The sequence below is a fragment of the Archangium sp. Cb G35 genome, assembly GCF_001896145.1.
Lineage (GTDB): Bacteria > Myxococcota > Myxococcia > Myxococcales > Myxococcaceae > Archangium > Archangium violaceum.
The window spans coordinates 853756-874321 of record NZ_MPOI01000002.1; the positions used below are offsets into that span (position 1 = coordinate 853756).

Consider the following 20566-nt stretch of genomic DNA (forward strand, 5'->3'; position numbering starts at 1 on the left):
CATAGACCGCGAGCCCGTGGCTCCGCCGGGTTGTCCGAGGCATGCGCGGACCGGACGACACTTTGTCGCTCACTCCCACTCGCTCAGGGGGCGCTCCGACCCGGGATGTCCGGCGGCGAGCGTCTCCTGTTCCCGCTCCTGGGTGAGGCCCATGGCGCTGGAGAGCTTCGTATCTCCGTGGGGGTTGTCCGCCCGCGCCACCGACTGCGTGTGCGCCCGCTCGGGCCGGGCCTCGGACAAGGGGTGATGGCTCCCCGGCCGCCCCTCGGCGAGTGTGCCTCGGCCCGGCGCCAGGTGGACGAACTCGAATCCCTCCACGGGCTCGCGCGCCGTGAGGAGGACGCTCATCGGCTCGGGCAGGGCCTCGCGCAGCCGGTGCAGCGTCCCGGGAGACAGGGCCTCCGCGAGGAACTGGCAGACGACGCCCGTGTGCTCCACGGCCTGCCCGAGCGGCACCCGCATCCGCTCCGCCACCCGCGCATGCAACTCCGCGAGGTTGAAGTCCTGGTGGGGGACCGCGTCGCGCAGGCTCGCGGCCAGGGAAGCGGGAAGATCTTCCGCCAGCGCCTGGACGACGGGCCAGCTCAGCCGCTCACCCAGCACCGAGAGCACCGCGCCAACGATACGCTCCGCCTCCACCCGGCCAGGCAGGCCCGCGTGCTCGGCCACGTGGGACAAGAGCTCATCGTACGTCATCGCCGGCCTCCTCGCGGGCCCCCCTCACTCCCACGTGAAGTCATATTCACTGTCGAGCGGTCCCAGCACCCCTCCCCGGACGCGTACGTTGCGCGCGCCCAGCCGCTCGAGCACCTCCACCATGGCGCCCTCGTGGTACGGCATGGGCAGGAAGCTGCGCCGCATGACGAGGCGGCCGTGCCGGGGGCCCAGCCACTCCATCGACCGCTCCCCGTAGTTGGCGGTCACCTTGTAGATGGCCTGAAGGCTGGAGGCGATGTGGTCGGTGCCCATGTCGGACTGCGAGCACATCGCGCTGCCCACCGCGGAGGACATCAGGCCCACCGCCGCCTTCTGCCCCAGCATGCGCAGCACCTGCTCCGCGCCTCCATGCCGGGCACTCAGCTCCCGCACCGCCGCCATGGTCAGCCGGATGAGCAGCGTCACGGGGTAGTTGACGAAGTCCATCAGCCGCTGCTGGCCCAACACTGCCTGACATCGCGCCATGGCCGCCTCGTCCCCGAGCGACCGGACCGCCTCCAACGTGCGGTTGAGGAACAACCCGCGCGCGGTGTCCCCGGAGGTCGCCAGCGCCATCAACTGCTCCAGCGTTCGCTCCCAATCCGACTGCATTCCCATGCCTCGGCTCGTGCTCATGTCCACCCGGCCCGCTTGTCTCATTGCCTCGGTGCAGGACTCCCCCAGCATAGAGCAGGGCCGGGTCGGATTCCCACTTTACGGGAAAATCATGAACCGGAAGTGTAGCCTGATAGTCCGATTTCCAGCGGGCGGTACGACCCAGGAGGTGGGGGACCGGGAGGCTTGCGAGCGGGCGCGCGGCATGGTGGCGTTCCATGGCGAGACGTGTGTGCCGTCGGGCCAGATACTTCGGGGAACCCCAAGATGGACAACGTGAAGCTCGAGAACGTGCAGGTGCTGGGTGCCAACCTGTCGAACGTGCTGAACGCATTTGGCAGCTTCCAGCTGCTCGCCAGCCGCATCATGCTGGAGGAGGGGCTTGGCGCGGAGTCGAGGGAAGGCGTCGTCCAGTTCGACAAGGACCAGTGGTACCCGGTGAAGCGCTGGCTGGCCACCATCGAGCGCATCGGCCGCGAGTACGGGGAGAGCATGCTCGGCCAGGTGGGGCTCGCCGTGCCGAAGAACGCCAGCTTCCCGCCCTTCGTGACGGACATCGACAGCGCGCTCAAGTCGGTGGACATGGCCTACCACATGAACCACGCCCTCGAGGGGCGGCCCATGTTCTCGCCCACCACCGGCACCATGCTCGAGGGCATCGGCCACTACGGCTACTCGCGCATCCCCGGCCAGAAGCAGATCGTCTGCGAGTGCGACAATCCCTACCCCTGCCCTTTCGATCTGCACCTGCTCCAGGCGGTGGCGCAGCGCTTCGAGAAGACGGCCACGGTCACCCATGACTCCACGAAGCCGTGCCGCAAGCAGGGCAGCCCGAGCTGCACGTACATCGTGAAGTGGGTGTAGAACTCCCGCATGAGCAACGGACTGCTTCGGAAGCACGCCTGGTCCCTGGCCGCGGCTGGAGTGGCGCTGGTGCTGCTGCTGCCGCGTCTGGCATCGCTCCTGGAGCTCGGCTTCGTGGCCGACGACTTCGCCCACCTGGTGGAGGATCGCCACCAGCCCTGGTACTTCGCGCAGGATCACCTGTACCGCCCCCTGCGCAACGCGACGTTCCGCGTGCTCGCGGCCCTCTTCGGGCTCGAGCCGGTGCCCTACCGCCTCCTGGTCATCGCGGGCTTCCTCACGTGCCTGGTGCTGCTCTTCGTCTTCGTGCGGATCCAGGGAGTGGGCCTCGCGGGAGCCCTGTCGGCTTGCGTGTTCGCGGCGCTCCATCCACGCAACCAGCGTGTCCTGTACTGGTTCGCGGCGGCCCAGGACATCGTGGTCGCCTGTGCGGTGCTCGCATCCCTGATCGGGTGGAGCCTCTTCCGGCAGCACGCGTCGAGGGCCGGGTACGTCCTGGCACTCGTCTCCTTCGGCGTCGGGCTGGGCTTCAAGGAGCCCGCCATCGTGCTGCCCGCGCTGCTCGTCATCGTGGATGTCCACCGGCTCGGCGCGGACTGGAGGGCCGTGCGCACCGCCAGGTTCTGGCGGCCGTACCTGGGCCTGCTGCCGGTGCTCGGGCTCTATGCGGCGTTCGTGCTGCTCTACCCGGAAGGGCGGCTGCGCCAGGCGGAGGGGGGAACCAGCATCTATGGTGTCAGCACCATCCTCCAGTCTCTGCTGGCCCTGGTGCGCACCCTCATCAACCTGGTGTTGCCGTTCGCCCGGCCTCTCGCCCTGCGGGATGTGACGGCGCCGCAACTGGCCTGTGCCGTGCTGGTGCTCGCCGCCGTCGTTCTGCTCGCCGTCTGGACGCGGACGCGCCGCGCCTGGGGAGCGGCCGCCGCCTGGGTGCTCGTCGCCTCGGTTCCCACCAGCGTCTTCGCCCGGACGAACAATGGGGACCAGTACCTGTTCCTCCCGATGCTCGGCATCGCCTTCGGACTGGCCTGGAGCCTCGACGCGCTCTTCCGCTCGAATACCTGGGCACGGGCCTTGGGCTGCGCGGTGTTGATGCTCCAGGCCTTCTTCGGAGCGCGGTACCTGGCCCAGGCGCATGAGGAGTGGCGGGCCGCGGGAGAGCTGGTTCAACGCACGCTCGAGTCCGCGCGGGTACTGCCTTCCCCCGAGACACTCTCCACCCTCGTGGTCGTCGACCTGCCGCATATGAATGGGCGAGCGCCCGTGCTGAACAACGGGCTCAAGGGCGCGTTGATGTCCGTGGGATTCCCACCCTCCCTTTCGTTGGAGGTCAACCATCAGCGGCCCGGCACGGACCCCGCCCAGGAGGCGCTCGTCCAGGGGCTGCTGGCCTGTCCCGCCGAGCCGGTGGGTCCAGCGCCCCGGCGGACGTTCATCTGGGCCCACGGAGCCTTGCTGGAGCGCACCGGAGCCTGCGCGGACCAGCGGGTCCAGGAGGATGAGAAGCGCCGGGCCCTGGCGTGGGTGAAGAGCTGAAGCCCGCGTAGCGGCGGAAGCCACGGAATGGGCCCGCGCTCGTGGCCTGGAAAGCAACGACAGACGCTTCTCCGACAGCCCTTCGCTCTGGGGAAGACGGGACAGAACCGCCGGTACGGTGATTGCAGAAATACCCGTCCGGACAACAACGTCCCCCCTTTCAAGGATTCGTCATGACCTTCAAGAAGAAGCTTCTGGGCACCCTGGTGCTCGCCATCAGCGTCACGGGCAGCCAGGCCCTGGCCTCCAGCATGGAGCCCGTGCCCGAGCAGGAGTTCGAGGAGCTGCCCCTCCAGGAGGTCGAGACGCAGCCGGTGACGGTGGACATGGCGTTCCGGGAGGTGAAGCCCTCGGACGAGCAGGCCAAGGACGACGAGTTCCTTCCGGATCTGCCCGTGCTCGTCGACGGCAAGCTGTACTCGGCCGAGGAGCTGGAGAAGTCGGGCATCAAGCTGCCGCACTACGTGCTCGATTCGAACGCCGCCGAGCAGGACATCCTCCTGGGCTTCCGCGACGCGGAGTCGCTGAAGGTCTACCTGGAGAAGACGGGGCAGATGCCCTCGGATGAGCCGCAGGAGAAGTCCTCGCTGCTGTGCTGGTTCCGGCCGCCCGCGTACTTCTACGATGGCACCTACTACACGGGCAGGTACTTCTCGCTGCGCCCCGGCTTCGGGCATGCCTCGTTGGGAGTGTGGGACAACCGCATCTCCTCCACCCGCGGCACCCGGTGCGGCAGCTGGACGCTGCTCACCGAGTTCCCCAACTACCAGGGCCGCCGGCTGTGGCTGGGCCGCAACTGGGCCGTCCCCAACCTGAGCAGCTACCGCGTGTACCCCTACTTCTGGTTCTTCCGGCAGACGTGGAACAACCGCGCCTCGTCCGTGATGGTGTTCTGGTAGGCCCGGAGTGGCGCGAGGACCCCCCGTCCGGTCTAGAGTCGGCCTCAGGCCGACTGCTCACTATCGAACACGGCCAACGGGGGTCCACATATGTCTTTCTCGCGGCACGCGCTGCCACTCTTCCTCTCGTCGGGACTGCTCCTGACGGGTTGCGCCACTCTCATCCGGCAGGTCTCCACGGAGCTCGGGGGGGGAGCCGCGAGGCTCAAGCCCATCACGGTGACGCAAAGCGGCTTCAGCAACACCGCGCCCGCGGGTGAGACCACCGCCCCCAAGCAGGTCGAGTTCCAAGCGGGCCAGCCCATCCACGGCTGGCTCACGGTCAACGAGACCCTTCGCGACATTCCCAACCAGAATGTCTACGTCTCCATGTTCTGGACGGCCAACCCCGCGCTGAGCGATCCCCAGAAGCTCAGGGAGTACGTCCAGGTCCAGGACGCCGCCTACAAGCCGGACTGGAAGGAGCTCGAGTCCGGCGGCGGGGGCAGATGGCGTGACAACATCAAGATTCCCGAGGCCCAGGCCGCCCAGAAGACCTTCGCCCAGCCGTTCCTGGTCCCGGAGATTGGCGCGGAGGACGATCACCGGCTGTGGCTCTTGAACAAGCTGGCCGCTGGCACCGCGAACCGCTCCAAGTTCACCGTGCTGGTCCGCTACTCCTGGAGCGGAGCAAACGAGACGCGATACGACTCGTACGACCACTTCCTGCTCGACACCGGCAAGGGCAGCTACGACGCGATGCTGCTGGCGGTGGGCTCCAAGGTGACCATTCCCAACCCCCAGAAGGTGGATGCGGCACTGGAGAAGGAAATCCTCCAGGCCGCCAACCTGAAGTGGGGCCCCACGGAGAAGAAGACCTACTTCAAGGCCATCCTCAACGCCGCGGACTGGGCGCGCGTGACCTCGGGCACCGACGGTTCGCTCGTGGGCCGGACCATCGATGTGTGGCTGCTCGCCCGGAGCAAGGACAAGAAGGCCTGCTACGCGGAGCCCATGGAGGCGGAGCAGCAGCACATGTCCGGCGGCGTGTTCGGACAGGCCGTCGTCGATGACCGGGAGAACATCTACCGGGTCGACTGCGCCCGCTTCAAGGGGATGTAGCCGGCGGGACGGGCTGCCGGGTGAAGACACAGCCCGGCACCACCCCCTCCGGGCGCGGACAGGAGGCGGTACCTCCATCGAGCGTGGAGTACGTCCGTGGGTAACCGGTGTACGCGGTGCGCAGCGTGTAGTCCGCCGGCCCGTAGTCCATCCGATCCACGGCACGTACGAATACCTCGAGGACGCCGCCCCGGAGGAAGCGCGGTTCGAAGCAGGAGCAGGCGTAGGGCCGCATCGTCACCCGCGTCACGCCGTCCCCGCGCTCGAGCGAGTACAGCGGCTGGAGCTCGCCGGGGCCGCTGGCTGGCGAGTGCCAGGCACGCATCGGCGCCCCGCTGTATGCGAGCGTCAGCGGAGCGCCGGCACTGCCCGTGGACACGGGGGCGCAGGCGCTTCCCACGTCCGGCCGGTCCCCATCACAGAAGGTCAGGTCCAGCGAGAGGCCGTAGGGAATGCCCCCATCGGGCAGGTCCGCCACCTCCCACTGCAGCTCCCAGGTGCGGTCCATGGGCGTGGGGAGGGCGGAGGGCAGGATGAAGGAGAAGCTGTCCACGTCGCCAGGCACGGCGTCGTAGTCCCGGGGGCCACGCACGCCCTGTCCCTTCGACGGATCATGTCCGACGAGCCCGCCCAGGCCGTAGGAGATGGAACCGTGCACCTCGTACTCGCTCCCCCTGGGCGGCGCGGGGAAGGCCGTGCCGGCATCATCGCTGGCCAGCATCTTCGACACGGGAGTCTCCGTCGTCCCACTCCCCTTCCGGGCATTCTCGTCCGGGTCGCTCAGCCACTCCACCTCCAGGCGGTACTCGTGATCGTCCGCCTGGCGTGGGCCCTCGTCCTGGAAGAGGAAGAAGTAGCTCACCGTGGAGCTGTGCGGAGGCACCGGCAATACGCCCTCGAGGTTGCGCAGGTGGGCGAAGGCCTCGAACTCGTCGCGAGAGGAGTGCAGGCACAGCGGCGTGCCTTGGCCGCACCAGCCATCCACCAGGGACGTCACGGCCGGGTCCGGCCCGTAACCATTGCCCTTGGGGCACACGTCCGCATTCGTGACGCAGTCATTGGCCGAGGAGCCCGCTACCTCGGAGAGGACGCGCACCAGCCGGTGCGGAACCCCTGGCAGCGGAGGGAAACGGCCTCCCGAGGAGAGCGGCACCAGACGGTAGTGCAGCACGGTGTGCTCGGTGCTCGAAGGCAGTTGGACCTTGTACCAGTCCTTGTCCTGCACCGAACCCAGGCGCCCCGTGAAGGACTCCGAGACCGGTGGACGCTTGCCCTCGAGGTTCACGGCACGGGCCCGCGCCAGCTCGTCGTTGTCGGTGGGGGACTCATGGGGATCCGCCTCGTCCAGCACCTTCACGTCCACCGTGTAGCGCAGGCGGAGGTCTCCAGGAGGCGGCTCGCTGGAGGTACCGCTGTTCCAGGCCCGCACCCGCACCTGCCACCTTCCCGCCTCTTTCGCCCGGCGCGCAGTGGCCAGGTCCACGGCCATCGTGGGGGAGTCCACGTGGGCTTCGTCTTCCACGGAGCCATCCGGGCGCAGCAGCTCGTACGAGAGCAGATAGGCCGGAGGCGGCAGGGGCGCGAGGCTCGGAGCCGTCACCCGCGCGTAGATAATCTTCCCGGCGGGCACGTCGAAGGAGAAGAGATCCACGTCTCCGTCGGTGGCCAGGAAGCCGGAGGCGCTTCCCACCTGGAAGCCATCCTGACTCGTCAGCGGCACGGGCGTGGCCGTATCGGCCGAGTCATTGGGCTCGTTGGCGTCCGGGTTCTCCAGCACCTCCACCGTGAGCGAGTAGGGGTTGCTCGCGTCGTAGCCGGGTTGGCTGGGATTGGCGGGCTCGTCACCGAGTTGGAGGAGGAGCCTCGCGTCCGGCTCGGAGAAGGGCAGGAGGAACTCGACGGGCCTGGGCTGCCCCTCACCGTGTGCGTCCACGCGGCGCGGTGCCAACTCGCCGCCATCCTCGCGCAGCAGGGTGACGGACAGGTTCACCGGGGTACTGGACACGTCATAGCTGGCCGTGACGCGCAGCAACGAGCGGGGCCCCACATCCGAGGGCATCCGCACGCTGTACCAATCGGTGTCACGCGCGAAGGAGAGATAGCGGTCCTTCAGGGGCACACCAGGCGTGAGCTGGCATTCGCGCGAACGCAATGCCTCCTCCCGGGAGTTGCAGAGGTCCGCGGGGCCCTGCGGCGGACAGGCGGTGAGGACGAGCAGCACGAGCGGCAGCAGTCGGGTGAGGAGGTGCATGGGGAACGGGGGCTGAAGTGAGGGGGCGAGCATGGTACGACCTCACGAAAATTGCTGATCGCCAAGAGGTTCGCCAGATGCTTGAAAAGGACGAAAGCATCGTGGAATTGCTCGCACGGCTTTCCATGGATGAGCGCGGCTGGGTGATCGAGGATCACTGGAATGCCGACCTGATGGCAGTCGGCATTGCCCATCCGTCCGACAGGCGCCGCCTCGTATACGTGAGCACCTTCGGAAAGGAGAACGGACGCTACGACTACGCGTGTGAAGTCCCCACCGGCCCCGAGCCGGCCGACTTCGCGACAAGCGACAGCGGCGAAGATGTGGAGTATCGGGCGCTGCTTGCCGCCATCGAGCGGCACCTCACTCCCCGGTGACGTGGGCGCTTCGACCCTCCCCTATCCGCTCCCCTCCCCGGTCCCACTCCTCCGGGGCTTCGAGTGCGCACCAGCGTGAGCCGGTGGCCCGTTGGCGCCACTCTTGTCGGGAGCCGTCCCCGGCGCTCGCCCTCCCCGCCGGCGCCGCCGCCTCTTCACCGGAGCATGCCCGGACCGTCCCCCGAGCTCTCGCAGCACCCGCGCTCGAATACCGCCCTCCAGCTTCAGCTCTTGAAGGAGCGCGTGCACCTGCTGGGCACCGTTCGGGTGGCGCAGCGCCTCGCTGAGCCGTTCGACGATGTCGATCCGCAACGCCACGGGCCCGAGAATCTCATAGCCGAAGGCCCGCGCATTCCAGCCGCCCATCGCCGCGACCTGGAGCACCGGCTCTCGTGGAACGCCCTGGGGGGCCAGACTTCGATGGAACAGCGCCGTCAGCATGCAACGCCGCTCCAGCGCATGCGGTGCGAGCGCATCGGCGACGTACAGGAAGCGTTGCCCCTCGCGAACACCCAGCGCCCTCAAGCGCTCCCGGGACTCCGCATCCAGGAGCCGCCACTGCTCGCGCGCCGCCTCCTGGGACGTCACGCCCAACCCCTCGGCCAGGCAGTAGGCGAGGCCCCGCATCGCCGCGAAGCTGCCCGAGCCGGTGAGGGCCTCGGCGGGAAAACCGCCCATGGCCTCGGTGACGAGATCCCGCGACAACGCCACCAGCCGGCGCTCGAGCAGCCGCCGCGCGCCTCCCGTCCAGACCTCTGGCTCCGCGAGCGCGATCTGCGGGGTGCGCCGGTCCTTCCCGGGAACCAGACGGGCCAGCGGCTGCCCCTCGAACGAGATGCTCCCCGACGCCTCCACCTCGAAGGCGTCATGCGTCGCGTCCACCACCCGCTGGACGAACTGCTCCTCGGTCATCGCCCCGCCTTCAGCGCCCGGCACCTCTCCCAGCAACTGCCCCAGCTTCGCGAAGGGGCTGTCCGACTCGGAAGCGGGGCGTGCGGCGGACCTCACGAACCGGCGTGCGCTCCTTCGCGCGGCCCGCTGCACGAAGCGCTCCACGAGCCGCTCATGCAGGGCGTCTCCCAGCGCGTCCTCGATGCGGCGGGTGCGCTCCTGCCAGTGCTCGGCGTCGTGCAGCCAGCTCGAGCGATGGCTGATGTACGTCCAGATGCGGATGGCGGCCAGCCGGTCCATCAGCGTGTGGATGTCTCCGGAAACATCGTCGAGCGGAGACACCTGCCTGGACAGCCAGGACTGCTCCAGCTTCCCGTCGCCCTCGGAGAGTTGAAGGAAGGTCTCGCGCAACAGCGCGACGTGCTGGCCGAAGAGCCCCTTGCGGAAATCCGGAATCTGGCAGACCTCCCACAGCAGCTCGACCGAGGCCCGGTGGGTGGCGATGTCTCGAATCGCGGGAACGTTCGAGAGCTCCTTGAGCGCATCGAAGTCGTCCGCGCGCTCCACCCGGACGAAGGCATGGTGGTTCGGCGCCCGCGACAACGAATCCAGCAGGGATTCTGGGCTCGAGAAATCCAGCGAGGCATTGCGCCAGATGAGACTGCGCACCGCCGGGAACCGGTGGGACTCGATGGCCGAGACCACGCGCGGAGGCAGCTCGGACAGTGAGTTCAGGGTTCCGAACGTCCCGTCGTTCAAGTGGCGTCCCGCGCGGCCCGCGATCTGTGCCAGCTCGTCCGGGAAGAGCTCCCGCTGCTCGGCGCCGTCGTACTTGGAGAGCGCCGCGAAGGCCACGTGGTTGAGGTCGAGGTTCAGCCCCATCCCGATGGCATCCGTGGCCACGAGGTACTGGACCTCCCCGGACTGGTACATCGCTACCTGGGCGTTGCGCGTGCGCGGGGAGAGCGCGCCCAGCACCACGGCCACCCCACCCCGGAGGCGGCGCAGCGACTCGGCGAGCTCGTACACGCGGTCCGCGGAGAACGCGACCACGACCGAGCGCGGAGGAAGGCTCTTCAGGGAGCGCGTCCCGGCGTAGCGCAACTGGGACAGGCGGGTGGCGCGCTTCACCGACACATGGGGGATGAGAGCCTGGACCATCGGCCGCATCGTGTCCGCGCCGAGGAACCAGGTCTCCCGGCGCCCACGCGCATGGAGCAGCCGATCCGTGAAGACATGCCCGCGCTCCCGGTGGGCGGCGAGCTGGATCTCATCCACCGCGAGGAAGTCGACCTGCCGGTCGGTCGGCATCGCCTCGACGGTGCAGATCCAATAGTCCGGGCGGGGCGGCAGGCGCTTCTCTTCCCCGGTCATCAGGGCGACCCGACCCTCACCCACGCGAGCGGTCACCCGGTCGTAGACCTCACGAGCGAGCAGGCGCAGCGGCAGGCCGATCATGCCCGTCTCGTACTCGAGCATCCGCTCGATGGCGCGGTGCGTCTTCCCCGTATTCGTGGGCCCCAGCTCCGCCACGACGACGGAGGACCGGCTGGAGGGGCTGGAGTTCATTGGCGAAGTCTAACCCCGAACAGGGTCCTCCGCCCGGGTCACCTGAGGACCCAGACCCCAGGTGGGTTCAGGAGGACAGACGCCACCGCAGCTCCCCGAGCGCCCGCTCGCCAGCGGACGTGGCGGCCAGCACGTCCGTGACGGCATCACGGGGAACCTCCCGCGCGAGCAACACACCATTGGGAGCCCGGAAGACGTTCAGACCGGCCGCACGCAGCCGGACGCAAGAGACCACCAGCAGCACGTCCACTCCAGCCCGCTTGCCGACCGTGGCGTCCACCTCGGGCGCCAGGTGCACGTGGCTGCGCGCGGCCGCGTGCACTCCCGCGCTGTCGAGGATGGCCCGTGCGGCCACCACCGAGGTGCCGTGGTAGAGCAGCGCATCCCCGAGCACCACTTCCCAGCTGCGCTCCAGCCCCTCCAGGGTAACGGGAGTGCCCTCGGGCGAGTGTCCCTGCACGGCACGCACCCGATCACCCCTCACCTCGAAGCGGGACTTGGAGTTCTCGGCGACCACGGCATCCAACTGGGCCCGCGACAGGCCCGTGAGGCGCAGCACCTCCGCCACGGGGGCGAAGCCGGCCTCGTCCATGGCCAGCCTGGACTCGCGAGCGCCGTGGCGCAGCAACCAGGAGAGCTTCTTGGACCTCGAGACGAGGGCCTGTGAATCGGGGGCGGCGCGGTGACGGGGATGCATGAGTGGGCTCCTCTCGGGAGTGAACAGCGTATGCCCGGGAAGGTAGCCCCGGGGGGCCTCTGGCGGGAAATCGGACCTTCCCACGAGGTATCCAAAAGATGGATGGTTGCTCCTCATGGAACTCGATGGATTGCGTGCCCTGGTGGCCTTCGCCGAGGCCGGTTGCAACCTCACCCGCTCCGGGAAGGCAGTGGGGCTGTCACAGCCCGCCATGCACGCACGGCTGCAGGCGGTGGGGAAGGAGCTGGACGTCACCCTCTACGAGCGCCGGGGGCGCACCCTGCAACTGACGGCGGAGGGCGGGCAGGTGCTCGCCTGGGCGCGGGACGTGCTGGAGCGCGAGCAGTCGCTCCGGGCGGAGCTGCACGGAGGACGGGCCACGCAGCGGGTGGTGGTGGCATGCGGGGAGGGAGCGCTCGTGCACGTCGTCTCCGGACGGCTGGCGGCGCTCGCACGGGCCCGGCCCGGGGTGCTCTCCTTCCTGGTGCTCGATGGGCCGGCGGCGGCCGCCGCGGTGGAGCGGGGAACGGCCCATCTGGCCGTGGCCGCGGGTCCCGCGGGCGCCACGCCCGGCCTGCGCTCCTTCCCGCTCCTCACCACTCCGCTGCTCGCGGTGGTATCGCGCACGCATCCACTCGCGCACGCGGGCCAGGAAGTGGATGCGCGCACCCTGCTCGCCCACTCCCTGCTGCTCCCCCCGCCAGGCCGGGTGCTGCGCACCACCCTCGAGGAACTGGCGGCGGCGCACGGCCTGCCGCTCCGGGTGGCGGTCGAGGTGACAGGTTGGGAGGCCGTCTGCCGGCTGGCGTCACTCGAGGTAGGCGTGGGGCTCGTCAACGCACTGGTGCCCACCCCGGAGCTGGCGCGGCTGTCCGTCCGCGGACTGCCCTCCACCACCTACCGGCTCCTGCTGCGCCGTGGGAGGGGCACCCCGCTGATGGACGAGGTGGTGGAGGCCCTTCGCACTGCCTCCTCGCCGGCACCCAGCTAGTACTACCTGGCCAGATGCGAGAAGGGCCGAGAGGTGGGGCGCGACTGTCGACATGACGCAGGCAGAGCGGGCAGTGACCGATACGTTGCAGCAGCAGGTGCTGTAGACGTCTGCGCACCTGCGGCAACGTCCAAGGCGTCCTCCTCAGGGGGGAAAAGCGCTCGTCGCAGCACGAGAAATCCGTGAGCGACAGCGCAGAGCGTGGCGTGATGGTGGAAGCCGCGCCAGGAGCGGCCTTCGAAGTGGTCCAGACCTATCTCCATGTACTCGCTCAGCTCCCGGTCGAGCTGCCTCATTTCTCTCCGTGTCATCTACTTGAGAACACGGGTCCTCCGAGGTTACTTCCTAAGTGACCTCGTAGTATTAGGGCCTGCATCGTGCCGAGCATCGGCTGCGCGCTGCGTTGGTGCTCGCGATGGCCCGAGCTACGGGTGCTGCACCCTGGCCCCCTTCCGTTCCCCCAGCGCGCTCGTTCGTAGCTGTCAGGGCGCCCCTTCATACTCCGAGCGGCCCCGCCAGGACCCCCAGATCCCAGCTCGAATGGAGGACCCCATGCGTTTCCGAGCCTGCCTTGTACTTCTGCTGTTGGCCTCAGCCTGCGCGAGCGCGCCCGCCCCGCAGTCGATGCCACGGCCCCATGCCTTCGCGTCGGCTCCCACCTCGGGTCCGCGCATCCGGTTCGTTTCCGTGCCGATGGAGCCGACACCGGAACGGTCGTGGATTGGAAAGCCGGACCTGGACAAGGCCAGGGCACTGCTATCTCGGGCACACCAAGACATCGAGCCGCGTCAATGGGAACAGTTGAACCGCAAGCTCACCGCAGCGGAACGGGCCTTCGAGCGCTTCTCGCGCGCCGCGAAAGCGAGCGGGCACGCCGCCAAGGTGGTGAGGGGGGGCGGAGGGCGTCGCGCAGGCGGGACGCGCCAGGACGTTGGCTGAATTCCTCCCCCGGGTGGGCCCGTTGCTCGTGGGCCTCGTCCTGCTCTACCCCTCCAGCACCGCCGGGCCAGACATCGACCGTCGCCCGGAGTGGGTCGACGCTCAAGGGGAGTACGAGGCCCGTCTGCGGGAGGTGGCGGAGGAGTCGCGGCGGCTCATGGAGGAATTTGAGCGTCAGGAAGCAGAGGATGTCGTGCCGGACATTGATTCGGACCCGGTTGCGGCGGTCACGGCTCCCACCCCTTGGTGGAAAAAGACCAATCCGGCGACGGGTAGGAACTACACCAGCATGGAGGAGTACGACCAGGTTCCCCGCCACCCGGATCAGACCTGCAAGAACAGCCGGCTCGACGAGCTTGAGGCGGAAAAAAAGCTGCTTATGAAGTTAGTTCCTCCCTACGATCCGAAGGCCCCTAGATCGAAGAACGTAGAGAAGCTGGACAAGGTGCCGTGTTCCAGGATCCGGCTGCGTCTTGAATCGATGAAAAGAGTTCTGGAGAAACGGTGGGAGATTGAGAAAGATTGCTTTGGAGGCAAGCCCGACCCGGGCCACGATATAACAATGACCGAACTCGAACAGGGCATTGCGAATATCAAGAAACTCGAAGCAAAGAATTGTGCCCCTGGTCATCCGATGGCGGAGAAGTGAATCATGTCGAAAGAACTCTTCGCAACGATCGAGCAGCACGATACAGCCCGGGTCAAGGCGCTGCTGGCGGGAGGGGCCGATCCGAACGAGCCACAGCAGGAGTGGCCGGGACTGCTTCCGTTGCAAGTGGCCATCCACGCACTCGCCGATGGAGGCGAACTCGATGTGCTCCTAGCGCTCCTTGAGCACGGCGCGGACGTCAACGCATGGGATGCCGAGCGGGACAGGACCCCTTTGTTGGATGCGGTCTGCGAAAACCAGCTAGCGGCAGTCGGCGTGCTCGTGAAAGCGGGGGCCGAACCCAATGTGCGCAGCAGTGAAGGCGATACGCCGCTGCGGGCATGCGCGGAGCTGGGCAATGTGGAAATAGCTTCTCTCCTGCTGGGCGCGGGTGCCACGCAGACTATCAATGACTGGGGCGGATTGACTGGATGCACCGCACTCGGGATTGCGATATCGCGGCTGGACATTCCGATGATGAGACTACTTCTCGACGCGGGCGCGGACCCAGAGGCCCCAGACGATGACCGACAGCCCACTCGTGACCGCCTGCCGCCACGCGATGACTCCGACCCTCAGAAATGGGACGCCGCGTTCGAGTTGCTCGGAGGAGCGAAGGACCGCATGCCGTTGTAGAACGGAGGTCGCCCGCCTCGGGCTCACGGACGCGCCGCTCGACCTGGACAACCCCGCGCACCTGGACGCGCTCAAACGGGCTTACGAGCGTTTCCCGGAGATCGGCGGGCGCGCAGCCCTTGAGGTTCGGTACAACTCGCGGTGGAGGTGTCTACCTACTACATCGCGACCGAAGTGAAGTTCGCCTACGGTGGGATGATGATGGTGGTGGAACCGGAGGACTGGAGGGAGAAGGAGACCCGGTCCGCACAGCAGTTGAGTGAGACACTCCTGGAACTGGCGAAGAAGGTCAGACTCTCTACGTTGCGCAAACATCCCCGAGCAGCCAAGAAGAAGGTGAAAAAAGGCTATGTGCCGGGGAAGGTCGCGCGCAAACATGTGGCAACAGCGCGCGTGAGCAAGGGACCTTGAAAGTGGTGACTCTCAGACACTGTCCACCTGGACAGAGGAGCTCCACGGCCGGCGTAAGGCTTCCGCCTTGCGCGAGGCAGGGCCCCCGCGGGTCATCCAATCACCGGCACGGTGATGTGCGGGCACCGGAACACGTCCGAGCGAGAGGAAGCCAACAGGTCGGTGCGATCGAACCAGGCCTGGATGCGCAGTTCCACCCCCGGCGGGCCGTTGAACTCTTCGCGCGTGATGCTGAACGCGCCGCCCGGCTGGACTGGGGCCGTTACCCACTGCCGCAGGTTGCCGGCGGGGTGGTCGTGCTCGAGCCGCACCCGCACACTGAGCGGAAGCTGCGCGTTGAGGTCCACCGACTGGTCGGTGTCGAGGCTCAACACGCCGAACACAAGCAGCCGCTTCTCGTGCCACTGCGCCTTCATGATGCGGAGCCGGGTCCGCACCCGCGGGCGGATGAAGTAGAAGCAGCTTCCCCAGCGCTCGTCCGCGTCTTCGGCGATACGCCACGCCGTCAGGCTGAAGCCCTGATCGTTGGTGCACCCCGGCCGGATGATGTCGTTGTCCAGGGTCAACCGGCAGGTGAAGATGGCCGTCTCGCCGGGCGGGATGTCGGCCTGGGAGGGCGTGACCTCCAGCGTCGCGCCCCACGGCAGGCCCTCCGGGACCAGGTAGGCCCGCTCGACGACCTTGGCATCGCTGTGGACCTGGAATGGGAATTCAATCAGGTCGTAGCTCATGTCGTCGCCTCGAATTCAAACACGTTCTTCTGAGCGTTGTTGTTCTGTAGCAGCACATCATCGGACGCCAGCGCCAGCGTGTCGCCCGTCGCGGGATCGACTCCAGCTGGGATGGTCCAATCGATGATCTCCGCGCGGAGGCACTGATGCGCGTTGGTGGCCGGGTCCACGTTCCAGGTGAACGGGGCCGCTTCCCACGTGCCGCCGTTGATCAGCGGGATCGTCATCGTGTCGCGCTGCACCCACCGGCCGTCGTCTCCCGCGCCCGGCGGGTCGCAGATGAACCAGCGCACCTTGACATCCTCGGCGTGGACGACTCCCGCGTTGTGCGGCCGCACCACCAGGAAATGCGGTTCGACGCCGCTGCTCGGAAAACGCACCGTCTCGCCCTGGTCGGTCGGCGTGCCCTCGGGATAGACCCGCGCCACGGAGGGATCCGGGTTGTCGGCGGGCCAGTCCACCCAGATATCGGGACTGCGCCAGGACGGAACGTTGTCCTGGAAGAAGAGATCGATGAACTCGGCCGCTTCGCGCACGACCTTCACGCGGGCGATGGGGATCGTCCCGCCGCGGATCGTCCGGAGGTCCACCAGCTCGACCGTGGTGCCCTTGACGGGGAACTCGGGCGACGCGGCGAAGTCGAAGGTGTCACCAACCGCCGTCAGCTCCCGTCCTTCGTTGAGCAGGTGGACGCTGCGGCGGTACAGCCCGTTGACCGCCCAGCGGCGGTCCGTCCCCGGTTGGAGCACGTTGGTGACAATCACGGCCGGGGTCGGCGGCAGCATCTGGGAGTAGGACACGCCGGGTGCGCGCAGCTCGATCAGGTCGACCACGCCCCCGTCGCTGCCCAGGTGGACCTTCATCATCTGGCCAATCGGCAGCCCCGCGCCCACCTCGGCTTCGATGTCGGCACGCATGGCGTTGTCCCAGTACTCCACCGGGCAAAGCCAGGCCTCGGTCTCGGTCACCCCCGCCGGGTCCGGCATCGGCACGTTCACCACCCGGTTGAGGCTCGGGTTGCCGGGGTCTTCCACGATCCAGTTGACCGCCCATTTGGACCAGGCGCAGAAGTGGTTGAAGCGGAAATTGTAGCCGGCCATCTGGCACCATCTGTCGATGTATTCGACGTCGTCGCGGAAGCCGCTGTCGGAATACAGATCGGGCAGACCCAGCCCGTGGCCGATTTCGTGGCTCATGACCGCAGGATCGAACTGGTTGAAGCGCTGGCCGATCAGCAGATCCGTGCCCATGGTGACCGGCGGGTCGTCCGGGTCCGGGTTGTTCAGGTCGGTCGCCTGGTGGCGGCGAACGAACATGCGCAACCGACCGAAGTCGACCGCGTTGGTGCAGTTCCAGCGGTCGGCCGCGGGGACGGACGCCGGGCATGCGCCGACGAAGCCGATCATCATCGCGTCGAAGTCAGCGAACTGAGCGCGCACGGCCTCGGCGTCCCAGGGGCCCGTCGCCCGGAGGTGCTCCATCGCCGCGGTGAAAACGTCGTTTGCCAGGTCCGGGTGATAGCGCATCGCGTTCTGGTTGCTGACGTTGCTGTCGCTCGCCGCGACCGGCGCGGCCGCTGGCCACCCGCTCCCCTCGAGCTCGCTGGTCGAAAGCAGGGTGATCCGCGCGCCGTTGCCGCCCTTGTCCGATGCGAGGTTGATGCGCACGCGCACCTCCTGCGCGGCCGCGTCTTCCTCGGTCTCGACGGCCGTGTCGAGATGAGGGTCGTTCAGGCCTTCGCCCTCGCCGGCATCACGCTGTGCGGCGTGCAGGCACTCGGCGAAGTAGCTGGCGATCTGGAGTGGGCTGCCCAACACACCCGAGCGCGAGCCCACGCCATCGAGCCCGGCCGCGACCAGCGCAGCCGGAGCCGGGCCCGGCAGGGTCAGCGTGACGCGCCCCTTCTGGGTCGCGCCGCCGGCAGCCGCCACCCGGATCTGACCCTGGAGCCGGCCGAACTGCGTATCGTCGTCCGAGGTGCGGATGCGCCGGAACACGACGTCCTGAATCACGACCGGGGCCCCGGCCGCGGACTCGGCCGCCCGGATGGCGTTCGTGACGTGCTGGCCGAGCGCGTCGAGGAAGGCGGCCTCGTCGTCGCCCTGCGCGTGGTTGAGCGCCAGCGCCCCAAAGGCGAGGTTCAGGACCCGGGCGGCGCCCGTTTCGTCCTCGACGTCGAGTTGCAGCGTTTCCGTCCCGGCGAAGTTCACCGCCACGGGATAGGCGTTGTGCGTGTGAGTCGTCCACAGCGCGGCGAACGGGATGGCGTAATCCGTTCCGACGCCGAAGGCCGGCTCGGAGTGCAGCGTCATCGCCTCGGTTCCATCGAACACGGGCGGGTCGGCCCAGTCGGCCGGCATGACCGCCTCGATGCCGCCCGGGGTATAATCGTCGTAGAAGTACGAGGCAAAGGAGCGCGGCAGCACCAGCGGCGGGTGCGGCGCGCCGAGGTGCACGCCGAACACGGTGAACTCCGTCTCGAGCGTCTGGAAGCTGTTCTCGCGGTAGTAGTCGTAGGCGATGTCGTAGACGTTGGGCTCGAGCAGCGCCTGCATCTTGGCCTGGTCGGGGTCGGTAAAGACCTGGCCCGGTTCGGTGACGGTGAAGACGCACACGCGCAGGTGCGGGTTCGGCGAGGCGGGGCGGGACTTCCGCCCGTGGAACGTCACCGGGCGGGCCAGCGCCGGATCAGCCGGCCGGCGCCCGGGTGCCGTCGCGGGCACACCGCGGAGGGCGGGAACGTATTCGTCGAGTGACCAGGCTTCCAGCGTGTTCGTCCCCCGCTGCATCACGAGCATGCGGCCGGAGCCCACCGGGCTGGTGGCGACCAGCGACCCGCGCGGGCCCAGGTAGCGCTCGAAGGCCACGTTCAGGTTGTGGTCGAGCACGGCCATGCGCTCGCCGCCCTTGGCCAGCGCGACGAGATACCGGCCCGCGCGCCGGAGTTGTGCCACCGTCCAGCCGAGCGTGGCGCGCTGCCGCTCCTGGCAGGGCTCATCGTCCGGGCTCGGCCCGTCCGGGGGGTCCCCATTCCCAGGGGTCCCCGGGCCGCCGGGCGGGCGTGGCTCACGGCATTCACAGCCACAGGCGCGCAGCAGGTGCCTCAGCCGCCGGCACACCTCGGCCGCGGTAGGAACGCGGCCTCCGGTGGCTGGTGTGGCGCGCACCTGGAGCAACTCGCCACCCTTGCGGGCGATGACAAGCCACTGGTCGCTCAGCGCGGCCACTGCGGTCGCCCGCACCTCGGCGTCGACCTGTGCCACCTCGAGGGCCGTGCTGTCCTGGCCGGTCGGGAACCCCAGCACGTGCGCGCCATGCCGCGCATCCACCGCGACCAGCAGGTCGCTCCGCTGCGGATCCAACGCGGAGACGCTCGTCAGGTTCGCCAGCGGCAGTTCCGCCCGCCGGGTTGCCCCACCCGCCTCCGCGCTGACCGCCACCAGGACCGGCCCGGCGCCACGCGCACGGTCGACCACCGCCAGCGTGCTCCGCCGCGTGCAGACGAGGTAGCGCAGCTCGCCGCCCATGTCCTTCAGCAAGACACGGCTGCGTGGCTTCACGTTGGAGTCCCTGCCCAGAAGAGGTTCGGGCAGCTCGAGCTCGACCAGTGACCGGTCCGCCAACGCGACGACAAGGGCCAGCCTCCTCTCGCCGGGCCGGCTTGCCAGCCCGATCACCGGAGACTCCGTCCTGATCTCCGCGACCGGCCGGGCAGCGCCGCCATCCGCGGGCAGGTCATCGAAGCGGTAGAACAGGATGTGGCGGTCGTGAGCGATCGCTCCGTAGCGGTCTCCGCCTGAAAGAACCAGGTGCTCGGGCGTCCGCACCCTCAGTCGTTTTTCGGGCTGACCTGCCGGTGACTGCCTGCCGCGAGGCGGTTGGTCGCCCGCTTCCACAATGCACGTGCGGTACCCAGGTAAACGACTGATGCCCCGAGACGAGGGGTGTGTATCCTTTTCGGCCATGGCTTGCCCCTGTTTTCATAGAGAGGCATCGCTTCGCTTGTGAGGCTCGAAACCCGGCGCGAGGGTTCGACGAGCTGACTGCTCACTTGCCCGGGCGCCACCTCAACCCCCGCCGCACCAGAGCGGCGCTCCGGCGCGGGGGGCGGGTCCATCCGCGGTCCAACCCAAGAGGCAGCACGGACACTCATGAACCGCATCAAGCCCTACCTCAGCCAGGCGCTCGTTCACCTCACGCTGCGCACGTGCATCCCTCCCTGACCGGCGAATCCTTCCATGTCCAGCACACCTTCGCGGCGGCGGGGGAGTACACCCTCTTCGTCGACTACCAGCAGCCGGGCCGCGGCCAGGTGGTGGACCGGCACATCGTGCACGTCGAGGGCGCCGCGCGCCCGGTGGCCGCGGCGCTGACGGAGTCGCCCAGGACGCAGCGCACGGATGGACTCGAGGTGACGCTGCACAGCGCCGCGGAGATTCGCGCAGGCGAGGCAGCCATGCTGCACTTCGACGTCACCGACGCGGCGACGGGCAAGCCGGTGGTGGGCGTGTAGACAGCGCCGATGCATACCCCAAGGCTGGGTCCGGCTCGGGGCCAGGTGGGCACGCTCAGCACCCGCACTGAGCACTTTCGCTCATCGAGGACAACAACGCCTGGGCGAGTGGGCAGCCCTCCCCTCTCTCCCTGGGAGGGGGGCGAATGCGGGCCGCGACGAATCGCCGAGGGGGGGTGGGAGGCCAGGACCACCTCTTC

The 20566-nt window shown here is 68.3% G+C and carries 17 protein-coding genes and 2 pseudogenes; 11 read left to right on the forward strand and 8 right to left on the reverse strand.

Going from position 1 to position 20566, the window contains the following annotated elements; all coding sequences use genetic code 11:
- Positions 1-69 precede the first annotated feature (69 nt).
- On the reverse strand, positions 70-696 hold the full coding sequence (locus BO221_RS10025; protein ID WP_073560138.1) for a DUF2267 domain-containing protein: 627 nt from the start codon (positions 694-696) through the stop codon (positions 70-72).
- Between the two features lie 24 nt (positions 697-720).
- Complete coding sequence (locus BO221_RS10030) at positions 721-1314, reverse strand: DUF2378 family protein (protein WP_073560298.1); 594 nt, start codon at positions 1312-1314, stop codon at positions 721-723.
- Between the two features lie 264 nt (positions 1315-1578).
- Between BO221_RS10030 and BO221_RS10035 the strand changes: the two genes are divergently transcribed.
- The 4 genes from BO221_RS10035 to BO221_RS10050 all read left to right on the forward strand — a co-directional run bounded on the left by BO221_RS10035 (position 1579) and on the right by BO221_RS10050 (position 5711).
- Positions 1579-2175 (forward strand): hypothetical protein, encoded by a 597-nt coding sequence (locus BO221_RS10035; protein ID WP_073560139.1) that lies wholly within the window; start codon positions 1579-1581, stop codon positions 2173-2175.
- Positions 2176-2184: 9 nt separating this feature from the next.
- Positions 2185-3711: a hypothetical protein gene (locus BO221_RS10040; protein WP_073560140.1), complete on the forward strand. Its 1527-nt coding sequence runs from the start codon at positions 2185-2187 to the stop codon at positions 3709-3711.
- Positions 3712-3884: 173 nt separating this feature from the next.
- On the forward strand, positions 3885-4610 hold the full coding sequence (locus tag BO221_RS10045; RefSeq protein ID WP_073560141.1) for a hypothetical protein: 726 nt from the start codon (positions 3885-3887) through the stop codon (positions 4608-4610).
- Positions 4611-4700: 90 nt separating this feature from the next.
- Complete coding sequence (locus BO221_RS10050; protein ID WP_073560142.1) at positions 4701-5711, forward strand: hypothetical protein; 1011 nt, start codon at positions 4701-4703, stop codon at positions 5709-5711.
- Here the strand turns inward: BO221_RS10050 and BO221_RS10055 are convergent.
- A complete protein-coding gene (locus tag BO221_RS10055; protein WP_083680896.1) occupies positions 5698-7995 on the reverse strand; it encodes a hypothetical protein in 2298 nt (765 codons plus the stop codon). The genes BO221_RS10050 and BO221_RS10055 overlap by 14 nt on opposite strands.
- Positions 7996-8039: 44 nt before the next feature.
- Between BO221_RS10055 and BO221_RS10060 the strand changes: the two genes are divergently transcribed.
- Positions 8040-8339, forward strand: coding sequence for a hypothetical protein (locus BO221_RS10060; protein WP_143195358.1), 300 nt, complete (start codon positions 8040-8042; stop codon positions 8337-8339).
- Between the two features lie 21 nt (positions 8340-8360).
- Here BO221_RS10060 and BO221_RS10065 read toward each other — a convergent pair whose 3' ends face one another.
- Both BO221_RS10065 and BO221_RS10070 read right to left on the reverse strand, forming a co-directional pair.
- The gene (locus tag BO221_RS10065; RefSeq protein ID WP_073560144.1) at positions 8361-10799 is read right to left on the reverse strand and encodes a helicase-related protein; all 2439 of its coding nucleotides are present in this window, start codon (positions 10797-10799) and stop codon (positions 8361-8363) included.
- A 67-nt stretch (positions 10800-10866) separates the two neighbouring features.
- The gene (locus tag BO221_RS10070) at positions 10867-11496 is read right to left on the reverse strand and encodes an RNA 2'-phosphotransferase (protein WP_073560145.1); all 630 of its coding nucleotides are present in this window, start codon (positions 11494-11496) and stop codon (positions 10867-10869) included.
- Positions 11497-11611: 115 nt separating this feature from the next.
- On the opposite strand from BO221_RS10070, the gene BO221_RS10075 reads away from it, so the two are divergent.
- Positions 11612-12487 (forward strand): LysR family transcriptional regulator, encoded by an 876-nt coding sequence (locus BO221_RS10075; RefSeq protein WP_073560146.1) that lies wholly within the window; start codon positions 11612-11614, stop codon positions 12485-12487.
- Positions 12488-12489: 2 nt separating this feature from the next.
- Here the strand turns inward: BO221_RS10075 and BO221_RS57580 are convergent.
- Positions 12490-12747 (reverse strand): annotated as a pseudogene (locus BO221_RS57580) (IS701 family transposase); the annotation flags it as partial.
- 707 nt (positions 12748-13454) lie between these two features.
- Between BO221_RS57580 and BO221_RS10085 the strand changes: the two are divergent.
- From BO221_RS10085 to BO221_RS10100, 4 genes and pseudogenes are all read left to right on the forward strand, one after another.
- Positions 13455-14075: a hypothetical protein gene (locus BO221_RS10085; protein WP_233165853.1), complete on the forward strand. Its 621-nt coding sequence runs from the start codon at positions 13455-13457 to the stop codon at positions 14073-14075.
- 3 nt (positions 14076-14078) lie between these two features.
- Positions 14079-14711 carry an ankyrin repeat domain-containing protein gene (locus BO221_RS10090; RefSeq protein WP_073560149.1) on the forward strand — a complete coding sequence of 211 codons (633 nt, stop codon included), beginning with the start codon at positions 14079-14081 and terminating at the stop codon, positions 14709-14711.
- Between the two features lie 22 nt (positions 14712-14733).
- Positions 14734-14889: pseudogene (locus BO221_RS57585) on the forward strand (DUF5953 family protein); the annotation flags it as partial.
- Positions 14859-15122 (forward strand): hypothetical protein, encoded by a 264-nt coding sequence (locus BO221_RS10100; RefSeq protein WP_143195359.1) that lies wholly within the window; start codon positions 14859-14861, stop codon positions 15120-15122. The pseudogene BO221_RS57585 and the gene BO221_RS10100, both read left to right, overlap by 31 nt.
- 92 nt (positions 15123-15214) lie before the next feature.
- On the opposite strand, the gene BO221_RS10105 is transcribed toward BO221_RS10100, so the two are convergent.
- Both BO221_RS10105 and BO221_RS10110 read right to left on the reverse strand, forming a co-directional pair.
- Positions 15215-15853, reverse strand: a complete 639-nt coding sequence (locus tag BO221_RS10105) for a hypothetical protein (RefSeq protein ID WP_073560152.1) — start codon at positions 15851-15853, stop codon at positions 15215-15217.
- Positions 15850-19680 (reverse strand): hypothetical protein, encoded by a 3831-nt coding sequence (locus BO221_RS10110; protein WP_073560153.1) that lies wholly within the window; start codon positions 19678-19680, stop codon positions 15850-15852. The genes BO221_RS10105 and BO221_RS10110 overlap by 4 nt, the downstream gene beginning before the upstream one ends.
- Before the next feature lie 380 nt (positions 19681-20060).
- On the opposite strand from BO221_RS10110, the gene BO221_RS10115 reads away from it, so the two are divergent.
- Entirely contained in the window at positions 20061-20366 is a 306-nt protein-coding gene (locus tag BO221_RS10115) for a hypothetical protein (protein ID WP_073560154.1), read from the forward strand.
- The last annotated feature ends 200 nt before the right edge of the window (positions 20367-20566 follow it).